Here is a 16,927-nt window from a genome sequence, read left to right as displayed (position 1 = left end):
GCAGGTACGCAATGACTGATGAGATCGAACGACTGATAGCGGCGGAGGGGCCTGACGACGCGGGGCGGCTGGACGGCCTGGAAGAGGTTGTCTGGGCACGGATCGCCATGCGCCGGGAATCGGCGTCAATGGGACAGGTCCGGGTCGCCGCCGTGGGGCTGGCGCTCGTGCTCGGCGTGGCCAACGGTGGATTACTCCTCCTGGCGTCGCCCAGGCCTGAGCCCTCTGAGCTACGCATCTTCACCGTCTCGGCGGGCCTGTCGCCGCTTGGTCCACTGGATGCCCGGGGATGAGAGCGCGCTGGAAATCGATCGCCCTGACAGCCGTGCTGGCGGCGCTCGCCAGCGGCGCGGCGACCTGGGTGAGCGCAACCTGGGTCATGCGCGAGCGTCAGCCGCCGAGCCTGCATAGCGTCGTCCATGAGCAGTTGAACCTGAGCGCCGAACAGGATGGTCGTCTGGACGCGATCGAAGCGCGCTTCGCCGCGCGTCGCCCCGGGCTGGAAGCGGAGGTGCGAGCCGCCAACCGCGAGCTCGCCGCCGCCATCGCCGCAAGCGACGGGAACACGCCCCAGGTGCAGGCGGCGGTGGATCACTTCCACGTGGCCATGGGCGATCTGCAGAAGGCGACCATCGCCCACGTCTTCGAGATGCGGTCGGTGCTCACCCCGGCGCAGGCCGAGGTCTTCGACGCCGCGGTGGTGGACGCCCTGCGTGCCGACGCCGGCTAGGCGCGGCGCGTGGAGGGCGACAGCATTGAAGCGCGCGCGGCGGGCGGGGACAGGGGCGCCTTCAGCGCCTTGATGGCGGCGACCAAGGGCGATCTCTACAGGTTCGTTAGGCGCTATGTCGGCGACGAAGCGGAGGCGCATGACCTGCTCCAGGAAACGTACACGGCCGCCTGGCTTGCCCTGCGGCGGTACGATCCGGCTCGCCCATTCGACGTGTGGCTCCGGTCGATCGCCCTCAACAAATGCCGGGACTGGAGCCGTCGGCGTGCGGTGCGTCGGGTCGTGCGCGGCGTGATGGGCCTCGACGCCCCCGAAGCGTCAGCGGTTCGGATAGAAGCGCCGTCTCCCGAAACCCGACTGGACGATCGCCGTCGCGCCGAGGCGCTGCGTAGCGCGCTGACCCGCCTGCCTGACGGCCTCAAGGCCCCTCTCCTGCTCGCCACGCTCGAAGGTCGCTCGCACGGCGAAATCGCGACGATCCTGGGCGTCACGACCAAGGCCGTGGAGACGCGGATCGCCCGCGCCCGCAAGCGACTTGCCGAGGACATGGCCGTTCCTGACGGCGCTTGACCTCACAATCTCGACCGATGGCGAAGGGCATTATTTCCGAGGTGTGGCGACCTGCCGCAAGGGCGTTGGCGCCGACGTGCGTATGTCAACCAGAAGCCGCCACGCGTTCGAGGAAGACCCGCGCCTATGCCCATGCCAAATCTCGATCGCCGAATGCTTCTCAGGAGCGCCGCCGTTGGCGGCGGGCTGCTTGGCCTGCAGGGACTTCTGCCGGCGTGGGCGCAGACCGGATCGGCGGGGCTAAGAGCGGACTTGCCGGCGCTGAGCGGGCCCAACATCGACCTGACGGTCGGTCACTCGCCTTTCACGGTCGGAGGCCGGACCGGTCATGCCGTGACGATCAACGGGGTGCTTCCGGCGCCCTTGCTGCGCCTGCGCGAGGGACAGAACGTGCGACTGTCCGTGACCAACGGCCTGGATGAGGACACCTCGATCCACTGGCACGGCCTGTTGCTGCCATTTCAGATGGACGGCGTCCCGGGCATCAGCTTTCCGGGCATCAAGCCGCGGGAAACCTTCGTCTATGAGTTCCCGATCAAGCAGTCAGGCACCTTCTGGTACCACAGCCATTCCAACCTCCAGGAGGCGATGGGCCACTACGGCCCGATCGTCATCGATCCGGCGGGCGCCGATCCCGTCGGCTACGACCGCGAGCATGTGCTGGTCCTGTCGGACTGGAGCTTCATGCACCCGCACGAGATCCTGGAGAAGCTGAAAAAGAGCCCCGGCTATTTCAATCAGCAGCGCACCACCTTGGCCGGCCTCATGGACGGCAGCGACCGCATGAGCCTGGAGGAGCGGCGCATGTGGGGCGAGATGCGGATGGACCCGCGCGACATCCTGGACGTCAACGGCTCGACCTATACCTATCTGATCAACGGCCACGGCCCGCAGGAGAATTGGACCGGCCTGTTCCGGCCGGGCGAGCGGGTGCGGCTGCGCATCATCAACGCCTCGGCCATGTCGATCTTCAACGTCCGCATCCCCGGCTTGCCGATGACCGTTGTGCAGGCCGACGGCGAGAACGTCCGCCCCGTCGAGACGGACGAGTTTCAGATCTCGGTCGCCGAAACCTACGACGTTATCGTCCGGCCGACCGAAGATCGCGCCTACACCATCGTGTCCGAAGCGATCGACCGGTCCGGCATGGGCCGCGCGACCTTGGCCCCCCGCCTCGGAATGACGGCCGAAGTCCCGCCCCTGCGAGAGGTGCCGAACCTGACCATGCGAGACATGGGCATGGGCGGCATGGACCATGGAAGCATGGCCGGCATGGACCATGGCGCGATGGCCGGCATGGACCACGGCGCCCCGGCCCAAGGCGCGGCGCCAGCGGGCGAGATGGGCGGAATGTCCATGGCCGGAATGAACATGCGAGATCCCGAGAACGCGCCCCCGGACATGGCGGTCGGCGTGGGCGTCGACGCGATCGCCATGGATCCCGCCAACCGCCTCGGCGAGCGGCCGATCGGCCTGACCAACGTCAACCACCGCGTTCTTGTCTACACCGACCTGGTGTCGCTGCAGCCGAACAAGGACCAGCGCCCGCCGTCCCGAACCATGGAAATCCACCTGACCGGGAACATGGAGCGGTTCATGTGGGGCTTCGACGGCCGCAAGTTCAGCGAACTGGTCGAGCCGATCCGCTTCGAGCGGAATGAGCGGGTGCGCGTGACCCTGGTCAACGACACCATGATGGCCCACCCCATCCACCTGCACGGGCACTTCTTCGAATTGGTGACCGGCGGTCCGCCGGGACATCAGCCGCTGAAGCACACGGTCAACGTCGCGCCCGGCGGCAAGGTGACCTTCGACCTGACCGCCGACGCGCCCGGCGACTGGGCCTTCCACTGCCACATGCTGATGCACATGCACGCCGGCATGTTCAACGTCGTCACGGTCCGGCCCATGGACGGAGTCGCGTCATGAACCGCCTCGCCGTCGCCCTCGCGCCGCTGATCCTCGCCGCCAGCGCCGTCACCGCCCAGGCGCAGGATCCGCACGCGGGCCATGTCACGCCGGCGACCGCGCCGCCGCGAGCCACGCCCGCTCCGGCCGTCCGGCCTCAGACGTCCACCCCGCCGCCGGCGCAAGACCCGCACGCCGGTCATGTCATGCCGCCCGCGCCAACGCCGCCAGCGGCCGACCCTCACGCCAGCCACCAGATGCCGGCTGAGCCCCCGGTCGTTGATCCGCATGCGGGTCACGATATGTCGAGAATGGCGCCGACGGCGCAGGCCGATCCGCACGCGGGCCACGATATGTCCGCCATGCCCTCCGCCCAGGCCGACCCTCATGCCGGGCATGATATGTCGACCATGAGCATGGGACCGCCGGACGTGCCGACCAGCGCCGACACTCCCGGCCGCCCTCCCGAGGACCCGCTCTCAGCCGCCGCCCTTAGCGGTCCCGCGCACGCCGCCGACCTGGTCTTCGGCGCCGAGGCGATGGCCGCCGCCCGTCAGACCCTGGTTCGCGAAAACGGGGACGTCCGCACCACCGCCGTCATCATCGACCGTCTCGAAGCCGGCTTCGGCGATGACGGCGAGTCGTATCTCTGGGACGTCCAGGGCTGGAGCGGCGGAGACATCAATCGCTTCTGGTGGAAGTCTGAAGGCGAAGGCGAATTTGGCGGCGAGCTGGAGGGAGCAGAGGTCCAGGCGCTCTACAGCCGCGCGATAGCGCCGTTCTGGGATCTGCAGGCCGGCGTGCGCCAGGATTACCGGCCCGACGGCGAGGATACGACGCACCTGGTCCTCGGCCTGCAGGGGCTCGCGCCCTATTGGTGGGAGATCGACGCGGCCGCCTTCCTCTCCACCGAGGGCGATCTGACGGCCCGCGTCGAGGCCGAATACGACCAACGCATCACCCAGCGGTGGATTCTTCAACCGCGCCTCGAAATCGACGCCTCCGCCGGCGACGTTCCGGAGCTGGAGATCGGCTCGGGCTTGTCCTCGGTCGAGGCGGGCCTGCGTCTGCGCTACGAGTTCCGCAAGGAGTTCGCCCCCTATGTCGGCGTCGAGTGGAGCCGTTCGTTCGGCGACACTGCCGACTACATCAAGGCCCGCGGCGGCGAGGCTGACGACACCCGCCTCGTTGTCGGCCTCAAGGCCTGGTTCTAGTTCAAAGGAGACCTTCCATGATCCGCATCCTCACGCTCTCCGCCGCCTTGGCGTTCGCTGGCTCCGCCGCGGCCCAGGACCCGCACGCCGGTCACGCCATGCCGGCCCAGGCCGCGACCTCCCAGTCCGGCATCACGACTGTGCCGGCGGACGGCGCCATGATCTCCGGCTCGCCCGAACGCTTCAGCGTCTCGTTTCCGCATGCGATGGTCCTGAAGACCGTAACCCTCACTGCCGAGGGGCAGCCTCCTGTCGTCGTAAGCGCGCCCGCCGCGCCCGCCGCCGCGACCGTCAGCGTGGCCTTGCCGCGTCTCGCGCCGGGCACCTACACGGCCGCCTGGACCGCTGAAGGGCCGGACGGCCACAGGATGTCCGGCTCTGTCAGCTTCATGGTTCACTAGGAGAACGACGATGCGAGTTTCCAACCTGCTGGCCGCCGTCGGCGCGATCCTGACCCTGAGCGCTGGTGCAGCCTTGGCCGCCGAAGGCTGCGACTGCTGCAAGGACATGGCCGCTGACGCCGCCATGAGCTGCTGCGACAAGATGAAGTCCGATACTCCGCCCCCCGCCGAACCGGCGCCGCCTGCGCCGGCGCCCTCGGATGCTCCGGCTCCCCAGGGTCACGCCGACCATAACTGACCGGCCGATCTGAACCGCTCCTGCAGGCGCTCCAACTGATCGAAGGCCTGCCGGGAGCGGACAGGCGTCAAATCTCGGTCTTCGCCGCGCTGAGCCGCGCCCCGCTCCCTGTCACTCCGCCTCCCGCAACTCGGACGAAACGGACGGTCTCGGCCCGCGTTCGCGGTTCGGCGACGAAGCCCGCGTCGGCGAAGGCGAGATGCTGGGGCATGGGCGCTTTCGCCGCATCCACGCGCCACCAGTCCTCCAGCGACGCCGCCTTGGGCAAAATGCCGCCGACGATCCGCTCGATGTCCCGGAAGGACAGGTCCACCTCGGCGCCCTTCTGACGTCGGAGAAAGGCTGCGAGCGGTGCGTATTTAGCCATCCGGGTGTCTTGCTCCACCGCTGCTGGGGGTCAAGCCCGGCTGGCGCGCTCGGGCTGGCCGATCTAGACTCGCCGGCGGCGGGTTCCGGGAACGATAGGCGCCGATCGAGAGCCAGGGGACGCGCGAGCGTCGGCGGCGATCGGCGGCGAAACGCCGGGCTTCATCACAGAAGTTCCTGGCCCGCCCCCTCCCCTCATCCCGGGTCGATCAGACCTTGCCGGACCGCCGAGGCGACCGCTTCGATCCGGGTCCGGACCCGGAGTTTGGAGCAGGCCTTCTCAAGATCGCGCAGCACCCCGCCCCCCTCGGCCTCGTAGGCCTCCACGCCGACGAAGCGGACGCGCCGGTCATCGACGCGGACCTTGGCCTCGGTCATGGCGCGGCGGATGGCGTAGGCCGGGGTGTGCGGCCCGATCTGCTCCAGCACCTGCCGTTGCCGCTCGCGGTCCTCGCTGACGCAGAAGGCGGTCAGTTGGTCGAGCGCCAGCGTCCCCTCCCGATAGGCCGTCATCAACTCCGGCGCCGCCGACCCGAGCCGCAGCCGCTGGCGCACCACATGGGCCGACACTCCGAACCGGGCGCCGATCTCTTCGGGTCCGTAGCCCTTCTCGGCGGCGAGCCGCTGGAAGGCCTCGAACTGGTCGGCGGGGTGCATGGCCTCACGGGTCATGTTTTCGTCGAGGCTGATCTCGTGGGCGTCGTTCTCGGCGTCCACGATGACCCGCACCGGATGGGTCCGCTTGATGGCCTTGCGCTTGGCCAGCAGCCGCAGCCCCTGACGGCGCCCTTCGCCGATGGTGACGAGGTAGTTTCCGGTGGGCGCGCCCTCCCCGTCCCGCTCGATCTCGACCACGGGCGGCTGCAACACCCCCTTGGCCTTGATGGAGGCCGCGAAGGCCTCGATGGTCGCCGGGCTGTGCGGGGTCTTCCTCGCATTCTTCGGCGAGGCCTTGAGCCGGTTGAGCGGCACGGTGATCTCCGAGCCGTGCTGCGGCGCGGTCGCTTCGGTCGCGGCGGTTTCGATGGATTGAGCAGTCATGTCTGCCTCCTTGGGCAAGGGTTGCAGGCACGCGAACTGCGCGCCTGAAACCCTGCCCGTCGGCGAGACCGGGGTAGCAAGGGCCAGGGCGGACCGGCCGGAGGGGGATCGCCCGACCTGCACAAGCCTGCCCGTTATTCCGAGGATCGCGCCTTCGCCGGCGCGGAAGGTCGGGGAGACCGGCCGGTCCGGCGGCGTAGCCGCTTCACCCTGGCCCGCGCGGGGGCGGAGCCCCTAGCGCTTCCGACCGATGACGATCCGATCGCCCTTGCGCGGAATCACGCAGTGAACATACTGGGAACACGGAGAGGACATGGTCGCAACGGTCAGGAAGCCGCAAAGGACGTTGGAACGGGTCACCGACCTGTCGACCGGCGCGACCATCACCAGCGACCAGCTTCTCGCCATTGATCCCGACCGCTACCAGAAGATCCGCCGCAACGCTGCGGCCGCCCGCCGCGAAGGGGCGGCCGCCTATGTCTGCGAGCAATGCGGCCACGGCGTCTATGCGCCAAAGGAAGCGCGCACCCGCCTGCCCTACTGGCGTCACCACAAGGGTGCGCCGACGACCTGCCCCTGGTGGACAGGGGACCCCGCCACGGTCGATCAGCGCAGCGCCGCGCAGTTTCAGGGCGCGCAGGAGAGCCCTCTCCACAGCTGGCTCAAACATCAGGTCGGGGAGATTCTCGCCATCGATCCGGCGACGGAGGCCGGCTCAATCCATATCGACGAGTATCTGAGAGGCGAGACCGGCCACCGACGGCCCGACGTACGGGCGATCAACAACGGCCGAAGCCTGGCGCTGGAGATCCAGCTCTCAAGCACGCAACTGCCGATCATCGACAGTCGAGAGCATTTCTACGGGCGAGAGGGTTACCACTTGGTCTGGCTGACGTGGAAGTTCCAGCCCGTTCCTCGCCGGCTGCTTTTGACGGCGTTCCTCGACATTTTCTATTCGCACAACAAGAACCTGTTCTCACTCGATGAACAGGTCCTGGCCCAATCGCGCGAGGAAGGCCGCTTCCTCGTGCGCTGCCATTGGGAGGACGGGCGCGACTGGCGGTCCGCGATCTTCGCCCTGTCTGATCTGCAATGGCCCGCCTCAGGCTTGCCCTACGCCGTCGCGCCCTGGAACGTCGACTATCTGCGTCGATGGCGAGAGGCCGTCGTGGAAGGGCACCTTCCGTGGCAGGCCCGGCAGGACCTGCTGCAGGAGCTGGTGGAACGCGTCGCCCTCACGGGGGTGGAGCCCCGCGACCTCGACACCCTGCAGATCCCGGTGCTCGTCAGCCTGATCCTGTCGCTGGAGCTGCGGCAGCCTGTGGCGACCAAGCAGAGCAACCTGGTCGAGATGCTCAACACCTTCTTCAGCAACAGCGAGGAGCGCCACAAGTTCGCGGGGCTGATCCGGCGTGTGGCCGGAGCGACCGATCAGTTGGCGGCTCTGCAGAAGCCGAGCGTCGCGCGCAAGCTCCGGGCCTCCCTCACCTCTCCCCAGATCACCCAAGGCTCCGTGGAGGGCCGCATCGTCCACGCACTGTTCCCTGATATTCTCATGCGCTCGGCGGCCTGACGACCGGTTCCGGCGCGCGCGGCGGCGCCAACCGCGCTCTTGCGCTACGGGGCGGCCGGGCGAAGGAAGTCCTCAAGGCGCGGGGCAGGCTGGTCCAGGTCCGTGATATGGGTCTCCGACCAGAGGATGGAGGTCTCGTAGAAGGACGTGCACACCCGCTCGCCGTCCTGTTCGAACCAGTGGGTCGCTTCGGGCAGAAGGGCGTGCGGGACTGGGTGTCGGGCGTAGGGATTGTGGAACACCTCCATCTCCGCCGACCAAGGTTCATAGCCCTGGGGCCAGAGCCCGCGGTACTCCGGACTCGCGACGTCAAGACAGAAGGGCTCGCCCTCCAGAGCCCCCGGCCGCCGATCGAAGAAGCGCCCGATGCGGCTGTAACGCAGCCCCTTGGCCTCGGCTCCAGCGGACACCATCACCCGGTTGAGCTTCGAGATGGCGCAGGCGTTGGAGAAGATGACGGCGGACAGCTCGGCGTGGTCGGCGTTGGCGAACAGTCCGGCGGGAAAGGCCGACGGCCCCTGCAGGTGCGCCGCCCTGGTGGTCCGCGCCACCTTGCGCCCGCCGTCGTCGGCAACCTCCGCCCCTTCGCCGTAGAGGTAGCCGATCAGGCCTTCGCGGCTCCAGAGCATCGACGCGGGCGCATGGAAGTCCGCGACCGCCAGCATGAACGGCTTGCCGGTGACGTGCGGCATCCGATCGTAGCCGCGCTGCAGCTTGCTGCCGAGGGTCTTGGCGAACCGAACAGCCGCCGGTCCGAAGAACAGCGCGTCTCGCTCAGTCGGCGGCGCGCTTCTCGGCGCGTTGACGTGCTCGAACGGCACCTCGGGGTTGGCGGTCACCGCTTCGACCCAGGCCTCTCCGCCCAATGGGTTCTGGATATGGAAGTCCGGGGAGTCCACAGGCTGACTGACGAGAAGCCCCTGCTCGCGGAAGGCTGCGAGCAGCTGAGCCTCCCACATCCGCGTGTGGAAGTTCCGGGTCTGGCAGTCGCCCGCCCAGTTCCGGTCCGGATTGGGCAAGGCGAGATAGAGCTGGTTCAGGACCCATGCGGCGAGATGGTGCGTGGGTCGCAGGAGAACCGAGAACTGATCGCCGGGCGTCCGACCCTTGAGATCGTGTAGCGGAGGCCGTGGCGCGGTGTTGGGCGGGAGAGGCTCTGGGGGCGCGCCGATGCGCAAAAGGAGCTCGAGGCGGGCCTTGGCGTCCTCAAGGCTTGCAAAGCCGATCTCCTCCCCGGTCACCGTCCAGACGTGATCGACGCGGCGTCGCATGGCGATGATCCCGAGCGAACCGTCCTCCGTCTTCTGGGTGACGATGCCGCACACCATCCCCGCTGCGTCGCCCCACGCGCCAATGGGCGGGCGGTCGCCAAAACCGTGGCCCCGCGGCAGGGCGAGCGCGAAGACGTCGAACATCGTCTGTGGGATCAACTTCATGACCCTATATGGACGCGGTGATCCGGAGAGCGAACCCATGAGCTTTGATGACCTGATGCAACGCCCCTTCCGATGGCCGAAGGCGGACGACAGACTTTTTCAGGTCTCGGCCCGGTGGGACGGGAACGCCGTGTTGGCTGAGCATCCGCATAGCCGAATGATGCTGATGCTGACCGGCTACAAGCGGGCGGCGGACAGTCTGGTCAAGCAGGCCGTCGAGGATACGGCCGATCGTGACACCCTCGTCTTCCCGATCATCTTCAACTACCGCCAATTCCTCGAACTCTCCCTGAAGTATCTGATCTCGACCTACGGCCGGACCGTCGGAGTTGATCCCATCTGGAAGTCTCACGACCTCACCAAACTGTGGACGCAGTTCGAGGCGGTGCTCCAGGCGTTCGGGAGCGACGACGAGGACGGCGCGACCGCTGCGGTCGGCAGGCTCGTCGCGGAGTTCGCGACCGTCGATCCCGGCTCTTTCTCGTTCCGATATCCGGTCGACACCCAGGGGCGGCCGATCGAGCTGGCCCACGGCTATATGGACCTCTCCGTCCTTGCCGATGTCATCGAGGGCGTAGACGGCTATTTCACCGGCTGCGACGGCTATCTGGACGCCTTGGCGAGCGCGGGACCCTGACCCTAGGCCACCGGCCGATCCGCGCTGACCCCCGGCGCAGGCGTCGCAGGCCTCGGCGGGTTCAACCAGGCCTGAACCGGCCGGTCGAACCCATACCGGAACGCCGCCGCCCCCATGAACGCCGCCGCCAGACCGGCGGCCCAGACGCCCCAGCGTATCCCGACGGACCAGTCCGACTGACCGACGGCGTCGAAAGCACCGAACCAGACGATGCGGGTCACCTCATTGGTGAGGAACATCGCGAACGACATCAGGCCGAGGTGTTCGATCAGGCGCGACGGGCGCACCACGGGCAAGGCGCCGGCCGCCCAGATGATGAGGGTCATCAGAAGAAGACAGGCCAGACCGAAGGGCCCCGCCGACTGCAGGAGCGCCAGCGCGCCGAAGGCGCCCAATCCCAGGGCGCCCGCCACCGCCGGGCGCACGTAGACGCGCGCACCGACCACGGCGGCGGCCACGCCCAGCAGGAAGAGCGGAAAGGCGCGGAGGAACCCGAACCGCAGCGGAAGGCGATAGACCGGGTCACCCAGCCAGACGCGGCTGGCGACGTCGGCGGCGAAAAGCAGGGCGACCGCGACCGCGGCCACGGCCCAGGGCCGGCGCCAGAGCGCCCGGCAGATCCATGGCAGGAGCAGATAGCAGCCGATCAGGGCCGACAGCGTCCAGGTCGGCGCGTTCCAGCCGACACCGCCCGGCACGCCATAGGCCTGCACGAGCAAGGCCTGGGCGGGCAACTGGCTCCAGTCGAACCATTGGGGATTGCTCGGTCGGACTCCGGCCAACGCGGCGGCCGCGACGAGGGCCGCGAGACCGGCGATCACGGCCAGATGGGCCGGGAACACGCGCAGCAGCCGCTGCCGGGCGTAGGTCCTGACGTCCATCCCGCCCGAGGCCAGGCGCTCGCCGTAGATCCGGGCTAGCACATAGCCGGAGTCGATGATGAAGAAGTCGGTGAGCAGGAACCCCCGGTCGAACACCGGATGGATCTGTCCGAGCGGCAGCGGGGCCGCTTCCCGGAAGTGGTAGAGGATGATCAGCGATCCGGCGGCGAACCGCAGCACGTCCAGCCAGCCGCCGCGTGCGATGCGCGCGGGGTGGCGGGCCTGACCTTCCACACCGGAGCTGATCGTCATTCGCGCTTCCCTGTGGCGGCGGGGCGTTCGTTGGCGTGAGGATGGTAGTGCACGTCCGCCCGCACCCCGTACAGGATGAGGGTTCCGGCGACGCAAAGCACGCCGAGCCCGCCGGCGATCATCAATCCGGCCCGGTCGCGGGGACCGAACACCAGACAGCCGCCCGTCACCAGGCTCATCATCACGCCATAGCCGATGTAGAGCGGCGTTCCGTAGGCGCCGAGCAGGGAGAAGGCCATGCACAGGACGACGAAGGCCGCGATCAGGCTGGCGCCGACGGCGATCACGACATCGAGCACCGGCCGGGGTTTCGGCGGCGGGCGCGGGCTCGAGCCGCGGCGGCCCTTGTAGCGCCCTTCGCGCCAGCGGATGCTACGGCTGCGGACCGTGAAGCGCTTGCCGGCCATGAGGTCAGGGCCGTGCAGGATCGGCGGGCGCGTCCTCGTGCCGCGCCAGCATGATCCGCATCCGCAAAATTTCGGCTTCCTGGGCGCGGATGATCTCCTGCGCCAGGCCGCGCACGTCATCCGCCTCGCCCTCCTCCACGGCGATCCTGGCCATGGCGATCGCGCCTTCGTGGTGGGCGATCATGCCGCGCAGGAAGTCGATGTCGGCGTCGCCGGAGTAGTCGATGTTCATTGCCTGGTGCATGCGGTCGGCGGCCTCCCGATAGGCGCGGGTCGACGGCGTATCCGAGGGCGCGCCCTCGTGGCCGGCGTGCCCATCAATCGCTCGCGCCTCGACCGGCGGCGGGGCGGAGGCGTCGGGGGCGCCTCGACGGGACAGAATGCCGAAGGCGAAGGCGGCGACGGCGAGGAAGACCGCGATCACCGAGATCCAACCGGTGCGCTTCATGGCGTTTTCCTTTGAGTTTGAAAAAGGGTTTGGATCTCGTCGCCCCTCATGGCGGCGGACCGGGCTGGGTCGTCGCTTCGGGTCATACGTGCAGACCTCCGGCGTCACCGCAGGGCTCGAGCTCGGTCTGGACGGTCGTGTGATGCAGGTCGAAGCGCTCTTCGAGCATGTCGCCGACGGCCTGTCGGACAGCATCGGCGTCGGCGCCCTCCGACAGCACGACGTGAACCGTGCAGCTCGCCTGATCCGCGCCCGAAACCCAGACGTGGAGGTCGTGAAGGCTGGCGACCCCGGGGGTGGCGAGGATGGCGACCCGCACGTCCGACAGGGCCACGCCGCGCGGGGCGCCCTCCAGCAGAATGTGGGTGGTGTCGCGCAGCAGGATCCAGGTGCGGGGCAGGACCCACAGGCCGATGGCGATCGCGACGATCGGATCGACCCAGCGCCAGTCCGTCACGGTGATGACGACGGCGGCCACGAGGACGCCGAGCGAGCCGAGCATGTCCGCCCAGACCTCGAGATAGGCGCCCTTGACGTTGAGGCTGCGATCCTTGCCGCTCGACAGGATGCGCATGGAGATCAGATTGATCACCAGGCCGGCGGCGGCGACGATCAGCATGCCGATCGAGCCGACGGGCTCGGGATCCAGAATGCGCTTGATCCCCTCGTAGAGGACGTAACCGGCGACCACGAAAAGCAGGACGGCGTTGAACGCCGCCGCCAGGATCTCGAACCGCCTGTAGCCGAAGGTGCGTTTCTCATCCGCCGGCCGCTGGCCGATCTTGATCGCCAACAGCGCGATGGCGAGGGCCGCCGCGTCGGTGAACATATGCGCGGCGTCCGACAGCAGGGCGAGGCTGTTGAACACCAGGCCGCCGATGACCTCAACGATCAGGAAGGTCCCGGTCAGCGCCAGGGCGATGGTGAGCTGCCGGGCGTTGGCCCCGGCGGTGTGGTCGTGAGCGTGCCCGTTGGAGTGGTCGTGGTTGGTCATGAAGCGCGTTCCTGTGGGTGGTCGGAGGCGGCGTTGGCGTCGCGGAGGATTTCGACGCCGCCCTTGATGGCGATCGCCGCGACGAGGACGCCGACGACGAGGTCGGGCCAGGCCTGGTCGAGCCAGAGGACCAGACCGCCGGCGACGAGGATGCCGCCGTTGGACGCGAAGTCGTTGAAGCTGAAGGTCTCGGCCGCCTTCATGTTGACGTCGCCGCTGTGCTGGCGGCGGATGAGCTGCAGGCAGATCAGATTGACCACGGCGGCGACCAGGGCGAGCGCCATCATGGTCGGACCGATCGGCTCGGTTCCGGTGATCACCCGGCGCACGGCGTCGACGAGGACGCCGGCGGCGAAGACCAGCAACATGATCCCCGACGCCCTCGCGGCGCCTCGTTTCCAGGTCCCTGCCCGACCGATGGCCAGGAAGCTGATCAAATAGACCGCCGCGTCCGAGGCGTTATCCAGCGCATTGGCCAGCAAGGCGCTGGAATCGGCGGACACGCCGCCGATTCCGAGCGCCGCCGCCAGGCCGGCGTTGAGGCCGAGAACCGTCAGCAGCGTTCGGCGCTGCCGACGGTCATCCTGGGGCCGGGCCATCAGTCTTCGATCCCCTCGTCCTTGCGGTGACGCACCGCCTTGGCCGCGAAGGTCGGGAGCACCAGCAGGGTCAGGGCGGTGGCGGTGATCAGGCCGCCGATGACGACGGTCGCCAGCGGCTTCTGAACCTCGGCCCCCGCGCCGTGGGCGATGGCCATCGGAATGAAGCCGACGATCGCCACCATGGCGGTGGTGAGCACCGCCCGCAGGCGGCTGGACGCGCCCTCGATGGCCGCGTCACGGGGCGGCAATCCCGCCTGGAGCCGCTCGCGGATCGCCTGCATCAGCACCAGGCCGTTGAGCGTCGCCACGCCGGAGACGGCGATGAAACCGACCGCCGCCGAGACGGAGAACGGCATGCCGCGCAGGAGCAGCGCCAGCGCCCCGCCCACCAGGGCGAGCGGCACGCAGGCGAACACCAGACCCGCCTCGGCGAAGGAGCCCAGCGCCATGAACAGCAATACGCCGATCAGGACGAAGACGATCGGAATGACCAGGCCCAGCCGCTGTTCGGCGCGCTTGAGGTTCTCGAACTGACCGCCCCAGTCCAGGCGGACGCCCGGGGGGAGCTGAACCTGATCCACCGACCTCTGGGCGTCGGTGACGAAACCGCCCAGATCGCGACCCCGCACATTGGCCTGGACGACCATGCGGCGGCTGCCGTCGTTGCGGCTGATCTGGTTCGGTCCCTCGGCGCTCTGGATGCGCGCGACCGAGGACAGGGGCACGGTCACGCCGGTCGATGACACGATCGGCAAGGCCGCCAGCGCCGCCGGATCGTTGCGCGCGGCGTCGGGGAGACGGACCACGACGTCGAAACGCCGGTCGCCCTCGAAGATGCGGCCGGCCTCGGCGCCGCCGATCGCGGCCGAAACCGCTTCGGAGACGTCCGCCGCCGACAGGCCGTAGTTGGCCGCGGCGAAACGGTCCACGCTGATCGTCAGGGTCGGCAGGCCGGACGCCTGTTCCACCCTCACGTCGGCCGCCCCGTTCGTCTGGCGCAGGGCGTTGGCCACCTGGTCGGCGACCCGCTGCATGGTGGCGAAGTCGTCGCCATAGACCATGACCGCCAGATCGGTGCGCACCCCCGAGATCAGCTCGTTGAAGCGGAGCTCGATCGGCTGGCTGAATTCGAAGTTGTTACCGATCTGCCGCGACGCGACTTCCTCGAAGCGGGCGATCAGCTCTTCCTTCTCCAGACCCGGGTTGGGCCAGTCCTTGCGGTCCTTCAGAACGATGACGCTGTCGGAGATGTTGGGCGGCATGGGGTCCACCGCCGCTTCGGCGGTGCCGGTCCGCGAGAACATGGTCTCCACTTCCGGCTGGGCCTTGATCGCCCGCTCGATCGCCATCTGCATGGCGAGCGACTGCTCGAGCGAAGCCGACGGAACCCGCAGCGCCTGCATGGCGATGTCGCCTTCGTCCAGGGTCGGGATGAACTCCCGGCCGAGGGTGGTGAAGGTGACGCCGCCGATGACCAGGGCGCCGAGCGCGGAGAGCAGGACGATCTTCGGACGATCGACGGCCGTGCGAATGGCCGGAGCGATCCAGCGGCGCGCGTGGCGCAGCAGGAAGGTCTCGTGCTCGTGGGCGTGGCCGTGTTCGTCGACCTCCACCTTCTTGGGATCCCGCACCAGGAGCGCCGTCATCGCCGGCACGAAGGTGAAGGAGAAGATGAAGGCGCCGACCAAGGCCAGCATGACCGTCGCGCCCATCGGGATGAAGGTCTTGCCTTCGACCCCTTCCAGCATCAGCAGGGGGGTGAAGACCAGCAGGATGATCAGCTGACCGAAGGCGGCCGGCTTGACCATCTGGCGCGCCGCCGCGGCGGCGACGCCGAGACGCTCGCGCCGCGTCAGCATGCGCCCGGCCTCCGCGCGCTTCTGACTGAGCATCAGCAGGGTGTTCTCGACAACGACCACGGCGCCGTCGACAAGCAGGCCGAAGTCCAGCGCGCCGAGGCTCATCAGATTGCCGCTGATGCCGAACCGGTTCATGCCGATGACGGCGAACAGGAAGCTGATCGGGATCATCAACGCCGTGATGCTCGCCGCCCGGATGTTGCCGAGCAGCAGGAAGAGCACGACGATGACCAGGAGCGCGCCTTCGGTCAGATTGCGCGCCACCGTGGCGATGGTCGAGTTCACCAGGGCGCTTCGGTCCAGCACCGTCACGGCCTCGATGCCGGGCGGCAGGGTCTTCTGCACCTCCTCGAGCCGGTCGCCGGCGGCCTGGGCCACGGTGCGGCTGTTGCCGCCCGCGATCATCAGGGCGGTGCCGAGGACCGCTTCGTGTCCGTCGCGGCTGGCGCCGCCCAGACGCGGGGCCTGGCCGACCTCGACGGTGGCGACGTCGGCGACGCGGACCACAAGGCCGCTTCGATTGACGACAGGCGCCTGGGCGAGGTCCTCGACGGTCGAGGCCAGCGCGTCCGTGCGAACGGTCAGCGCCTCGCCCGCACGCTGCACATAGCCGGCCCCGGCCTGGGTGTTGGCCCGATCGAGCGCCTGGATGAGGTCGCCCATGCCGAGCCCGTAGGCCGAGAGACGCGCCGTATCCGGACGAACCGCGTATTCCTTCACATAACCGCCGACCGTATCGACGCCAGCCAGGCCGGGCGCCGTCCGCATCTGCGGAGCGATGATCCAGTCCTGCACGGTGCGCAGATAGGTGGCGCGCTGTTGCGGGGTGGTGAGGAGATCGCCTTCAGGCGTCAGATAGGCGCCGCCGGCCTGCCAGCCGGTCTGGCCCGGCTTGGCCAGGTTGGCGCTGTTGAACGGCTTGTAGTCCACCGTCCACATCAGCACCTCGCCCAGGCCGGTGGTGATGGGGGCCAGCGCCGGTTCGACGCCTTCAGGCATCGTCTCACGCGCCTGCGCCAATCGTTCGGCGACCTGCTGACGGGCGAAATAGATGTCCGTCTGGTCGGTGAAGATGACGGTCACCTGGCTGAAGCCGTTGCGGCTCAGCGACCGGGTCGAGGTCAGGCCGGGGATGCCGGCCATCGCGGTCTCGATCGGATAGGTGACCTGACGTTCGATCTGTTCGGGGGCCAGGGCCGGGGCGACGGTGGTCACCTGCACCTGACGGTTGGTGATGTCCGGCACGGCGTCGATCGGCAACCGTGTCAGTTCGAGGAGGCCGTAGGCCGCGACGAGCGCCGTGGCCAGGACGATGAACCATCGGAATTTGACCGACAGCTCGATGATGAATTTGAACATGCGCGCGCCCC

Annotated in this window: 18 protein-coding genes; 9 read left to right on the top strand and 9 right to left on the bottom strand. The window is 68.5% G+C overall.

All coding sequences use genetic code 11. From position 1 onward, the window contains the following. Nucleotides 1-11: 11 nt before the first annotated feature. From ACLQ7T_RS00420 to ACLQ7T_RS00390, 7 genes are all read left to right on the top strand, one after another. On the top strand, nt 12-293 hold the full coding sequence (locus tag ACLQ7T_RS00420) for a hypothetical protein (RefSeq protein WP_137721951.1): 282 nt from the start codon (nt 12-14) through the stop codon (nt 291-293). Next, a complete protein-coding gene (locus ACLQ7T_RS00415; RefSeq protein WP_137721952.1) occupies nt 290-730 on the top strand; it encodes a Spy/CpxP family protein refolding chaperone in 441 nt (146 codons plus the stop codon). Before ACLQ7T_RS00420 ends, ACLQ7T_RS00415 begins: the two co-directional genes overlap by 4 nt. A 9-nt stretch (nt 731-739) precedes the next feature. Next, nucleotides 740-1,300 (top strand): RNA polymerase sigma factor, encoded by a 561-nt coding sequence (locus ACLQ7T_RS00410; RefSeq protein WP_137721953.1) that lies wholly within the window; start codon nt 740-742, stop codon nt 1,298-1,300. Nucleotides 1,301-1,426: 126 nt separating this feature from the next. Then, the gene (locus ACLQ7T_RS00405; protein WP_420477618.1) at nt 1,427-3,229 is read left to right on the top strand and encodes a copper resistance system multicopper oxidase; all 1,803 of its coding nucleotides are present in this window, start codon (nt 1,427-1,429) and stop codon (nt 3,227-3,229) included. After that, nucleotides 3,226-4,422 (top strand): copper resistance protein B, encoded by a 1,197-nt coding sequence (locus ACLQ7T_RS00400; protein ID WP_420477617.1) that lies wholly within the window; start codon nt 3,226-3,228, stop codon nt 4,420-4,422. The genes ACLQ7T_RS00405 and ACLQ7T_RS00400 overlap by 4 nt, the downstream gene beginning before the upstream one ends. A gap of 17 nt (nt 4,423-4,439) precedes the next feature. After that, on the top strand, nt 4,440-4,823 hold the full coding sequence (locus ACLQ7T_RS00395) for a copper resistance CopC family protein (RefSeq protein WP_420477616.1): 384 nt from the start codon (nt 4,440-4,442) through the stop codon (nt 4,821-4,823). Between the two features lie 10 nt (nt 4,824-4,833). Then, nucleotides 4,834-5,061, top strand: coding sequence for an ammonium transporter family protein (locus ACLQ7T_RS00390; RefSeq protein ID WP_420477615.1), 228 nt, complete (start codon nt 4,834-4,836; stop codon nt 5,059-5,061). Nucleotides 5,062-5,128: 67 nt separating this feature from the next. Here the strand turns inward: ACLQ7T_RS00390 and ACLQ7T_RS00385 are convergent, their stop codons facing one another. After that, nucleotides 5,129-5,428 (bottom strand): DUF7662 domain-containing protein, encoded by a 300-nt coding sequence (locus tag ACLQ7T_RS00385; protein WP_420477614.1) that lies wholly within the window; start codon nt 5,426-5,428, stop codon nt 5,129-5,131. Nucleotides 5,429-5,622: 194 nt separating this feature from the next. Next, nucleotides 5,623-6,468, bottom strand: a complete 846-nt coding sequence (locus ACLQ7T_RS00380; protein WP_420477613.1) for a ParB/RepB/Spo0J family partition protein — start codon at nt 6,466-6,468, stop codon at nt 5,623-5,625. Between the two features lie 313 nt (nt 6,469-6,781). On the opposite strand from ACLQ7T_RS00380, the gene ACLQ7T_RS00375 reads away from it, so the two are divergent. Further along, nucleotides 6,782-8,041 (top strand): DUF6035 family protein, encoded by a 1,260-nt coding sequence (locus ACLQ7T_RS00375; RefSeq protein WP_219895941.1) that lies wholly within the window; start codon nt 6,782-6,784, stop codon nt 8,039-8,041. Between the two features lie 44 nt (nt 8,042-8,085). Here the strand turns inward: ACLQ7T_RS00375 and ACLQ7T_RS00370 are convergent, their stop codons facing one another. Continuing rightward, the gene (locus tag ACLQ7T_RS00370; RefSeq protein WP_255567832.1) at nt 8,086-9,477 is read right to left on the bottom strand and encodes a hypothetical protein; all 1,392 of its coding nucleotides are present in this window, start codon (nt 9,475-9,477) and stop codon (nt 8,086-8,088) included. Between the two features lie 157 nt (nt 9,478-9,634). Here ACLQ7T_RS00370 and ACLQ7T_RS00365 point away from each other — a divergent pair, with 157 nt between their 5' ends. Continuing rightward, a complete protein-coding gene (locus ACLQ7T_RS00365) occupies nt 9,635-10,114 on the top strand; it encodes a hypothetical protein (RefSeq protein ID WP_420477612.1) in 480 nt (159 codons plus the stop codon). Between the two features lie 2 nt (nt 10,115-10,116). Here the strand turns inward: ACLQ7T_RS00365 and ACLQ7T_RS00360 are convergent, their stop codons facing one another. From ACLQ7T_RS00360 to ACLQ7T_RS00335, 6 genes are all read right to left on the bottom strand, one after another. After that, nucleotides 10,117-11,247 carry an acyltransferase family protein gene (locus tag ACLQ7T_RS00360; RefSeq protein ID WP_420477611.1) on the bottom strand — a complete coding sequence of 377 codons (1,131 nt, stop codon included), beginning with the start codon at nt 11,245-11,247 and terminating at the stop codon, nt 10,117-10,119. Next, entirely contained in the window at nt 11,244-11,654 is a 411-nt protein-coding gene (locus tag ACLQ7T_RS00355; RefSeq protein WP_055808177.1) for a hypothetical protein, read from the bottom strand. Before ACLQ7T_RS00355 ends, ACLQ7T_RS00360 begins: the two co-directional genes overlap by 4 nt. A gap of 4 nt (nt 11,655-11,658) precedes the next feature. Continuing rightward, a complete protein-coding gene (copM, locus tag ACLQ7T_RS00350) occupies nt 11,659-12,102 on the bottom strand; it encodes a CopM family metallochaperone (RefSeq protein ID WP_055808176.1) in 444 nt (147 codons plus the stop codon). A gap of 82 nt (nt 12,103-12,184) precedes the next feature. Then, nucleotides 12,185-13,096, bottom strand: a complete 912-nt coding sequence (locus ACLQ7T_RS00345) for a cation diffusion facilitator family transporter (RefSeq protein ID WP_055808174.1) — start codon at nt 13,094-13,096, stop codon at nt 12,185-12,187. Beyond that, nucleotides 13,093-13,695, bottom strand: coding sequence for a cation efflux transmembrane domain-containing protein (locus ACLQ7T_RS00340; protein ID WP_420477610.1), 603 nt, complete (start codon nt 13,693-13,695; stop codon nt 13,093-13,095). Before ACLQ7T_RS00340 ends, ACLQ7T_RS00345 begins: the two co-directional genes overlap by 4 nt. Beyond that, the gene (locus ACLQ7T_RS00335; protein ID WP_420477609.1) at nt 13,695-16,916 is read right to left on the bottom strand and encodes an efflux RND transporter permease subunit; all 3,222 of its coding nucleotides are present in this window, start codon (nt 16,914-16,916) and stop codon (nt 13,695-13,697) included. The genes ACLQ7T_RS00340 and ACLQ7T_RS00335 overlap by 1 nt, the downstream gene beginning before the upstream one ends. Nucleotides 16,917-16,927 lie beyond the last annotated feature (11 nt).

This window comes from Brevundimonas sediminis (assembly GCF_048799765.1).
In the GTDB taxonomy this organism is placed as follows: Bacteria; Pseudomonadota; Alphaproteobacteria; order Caulobacterales; family Caulobacteraceae; genus Brevundimonas.
This window is presented reverse-complemented; position numbering and strand designations above follow the sequence as displayed.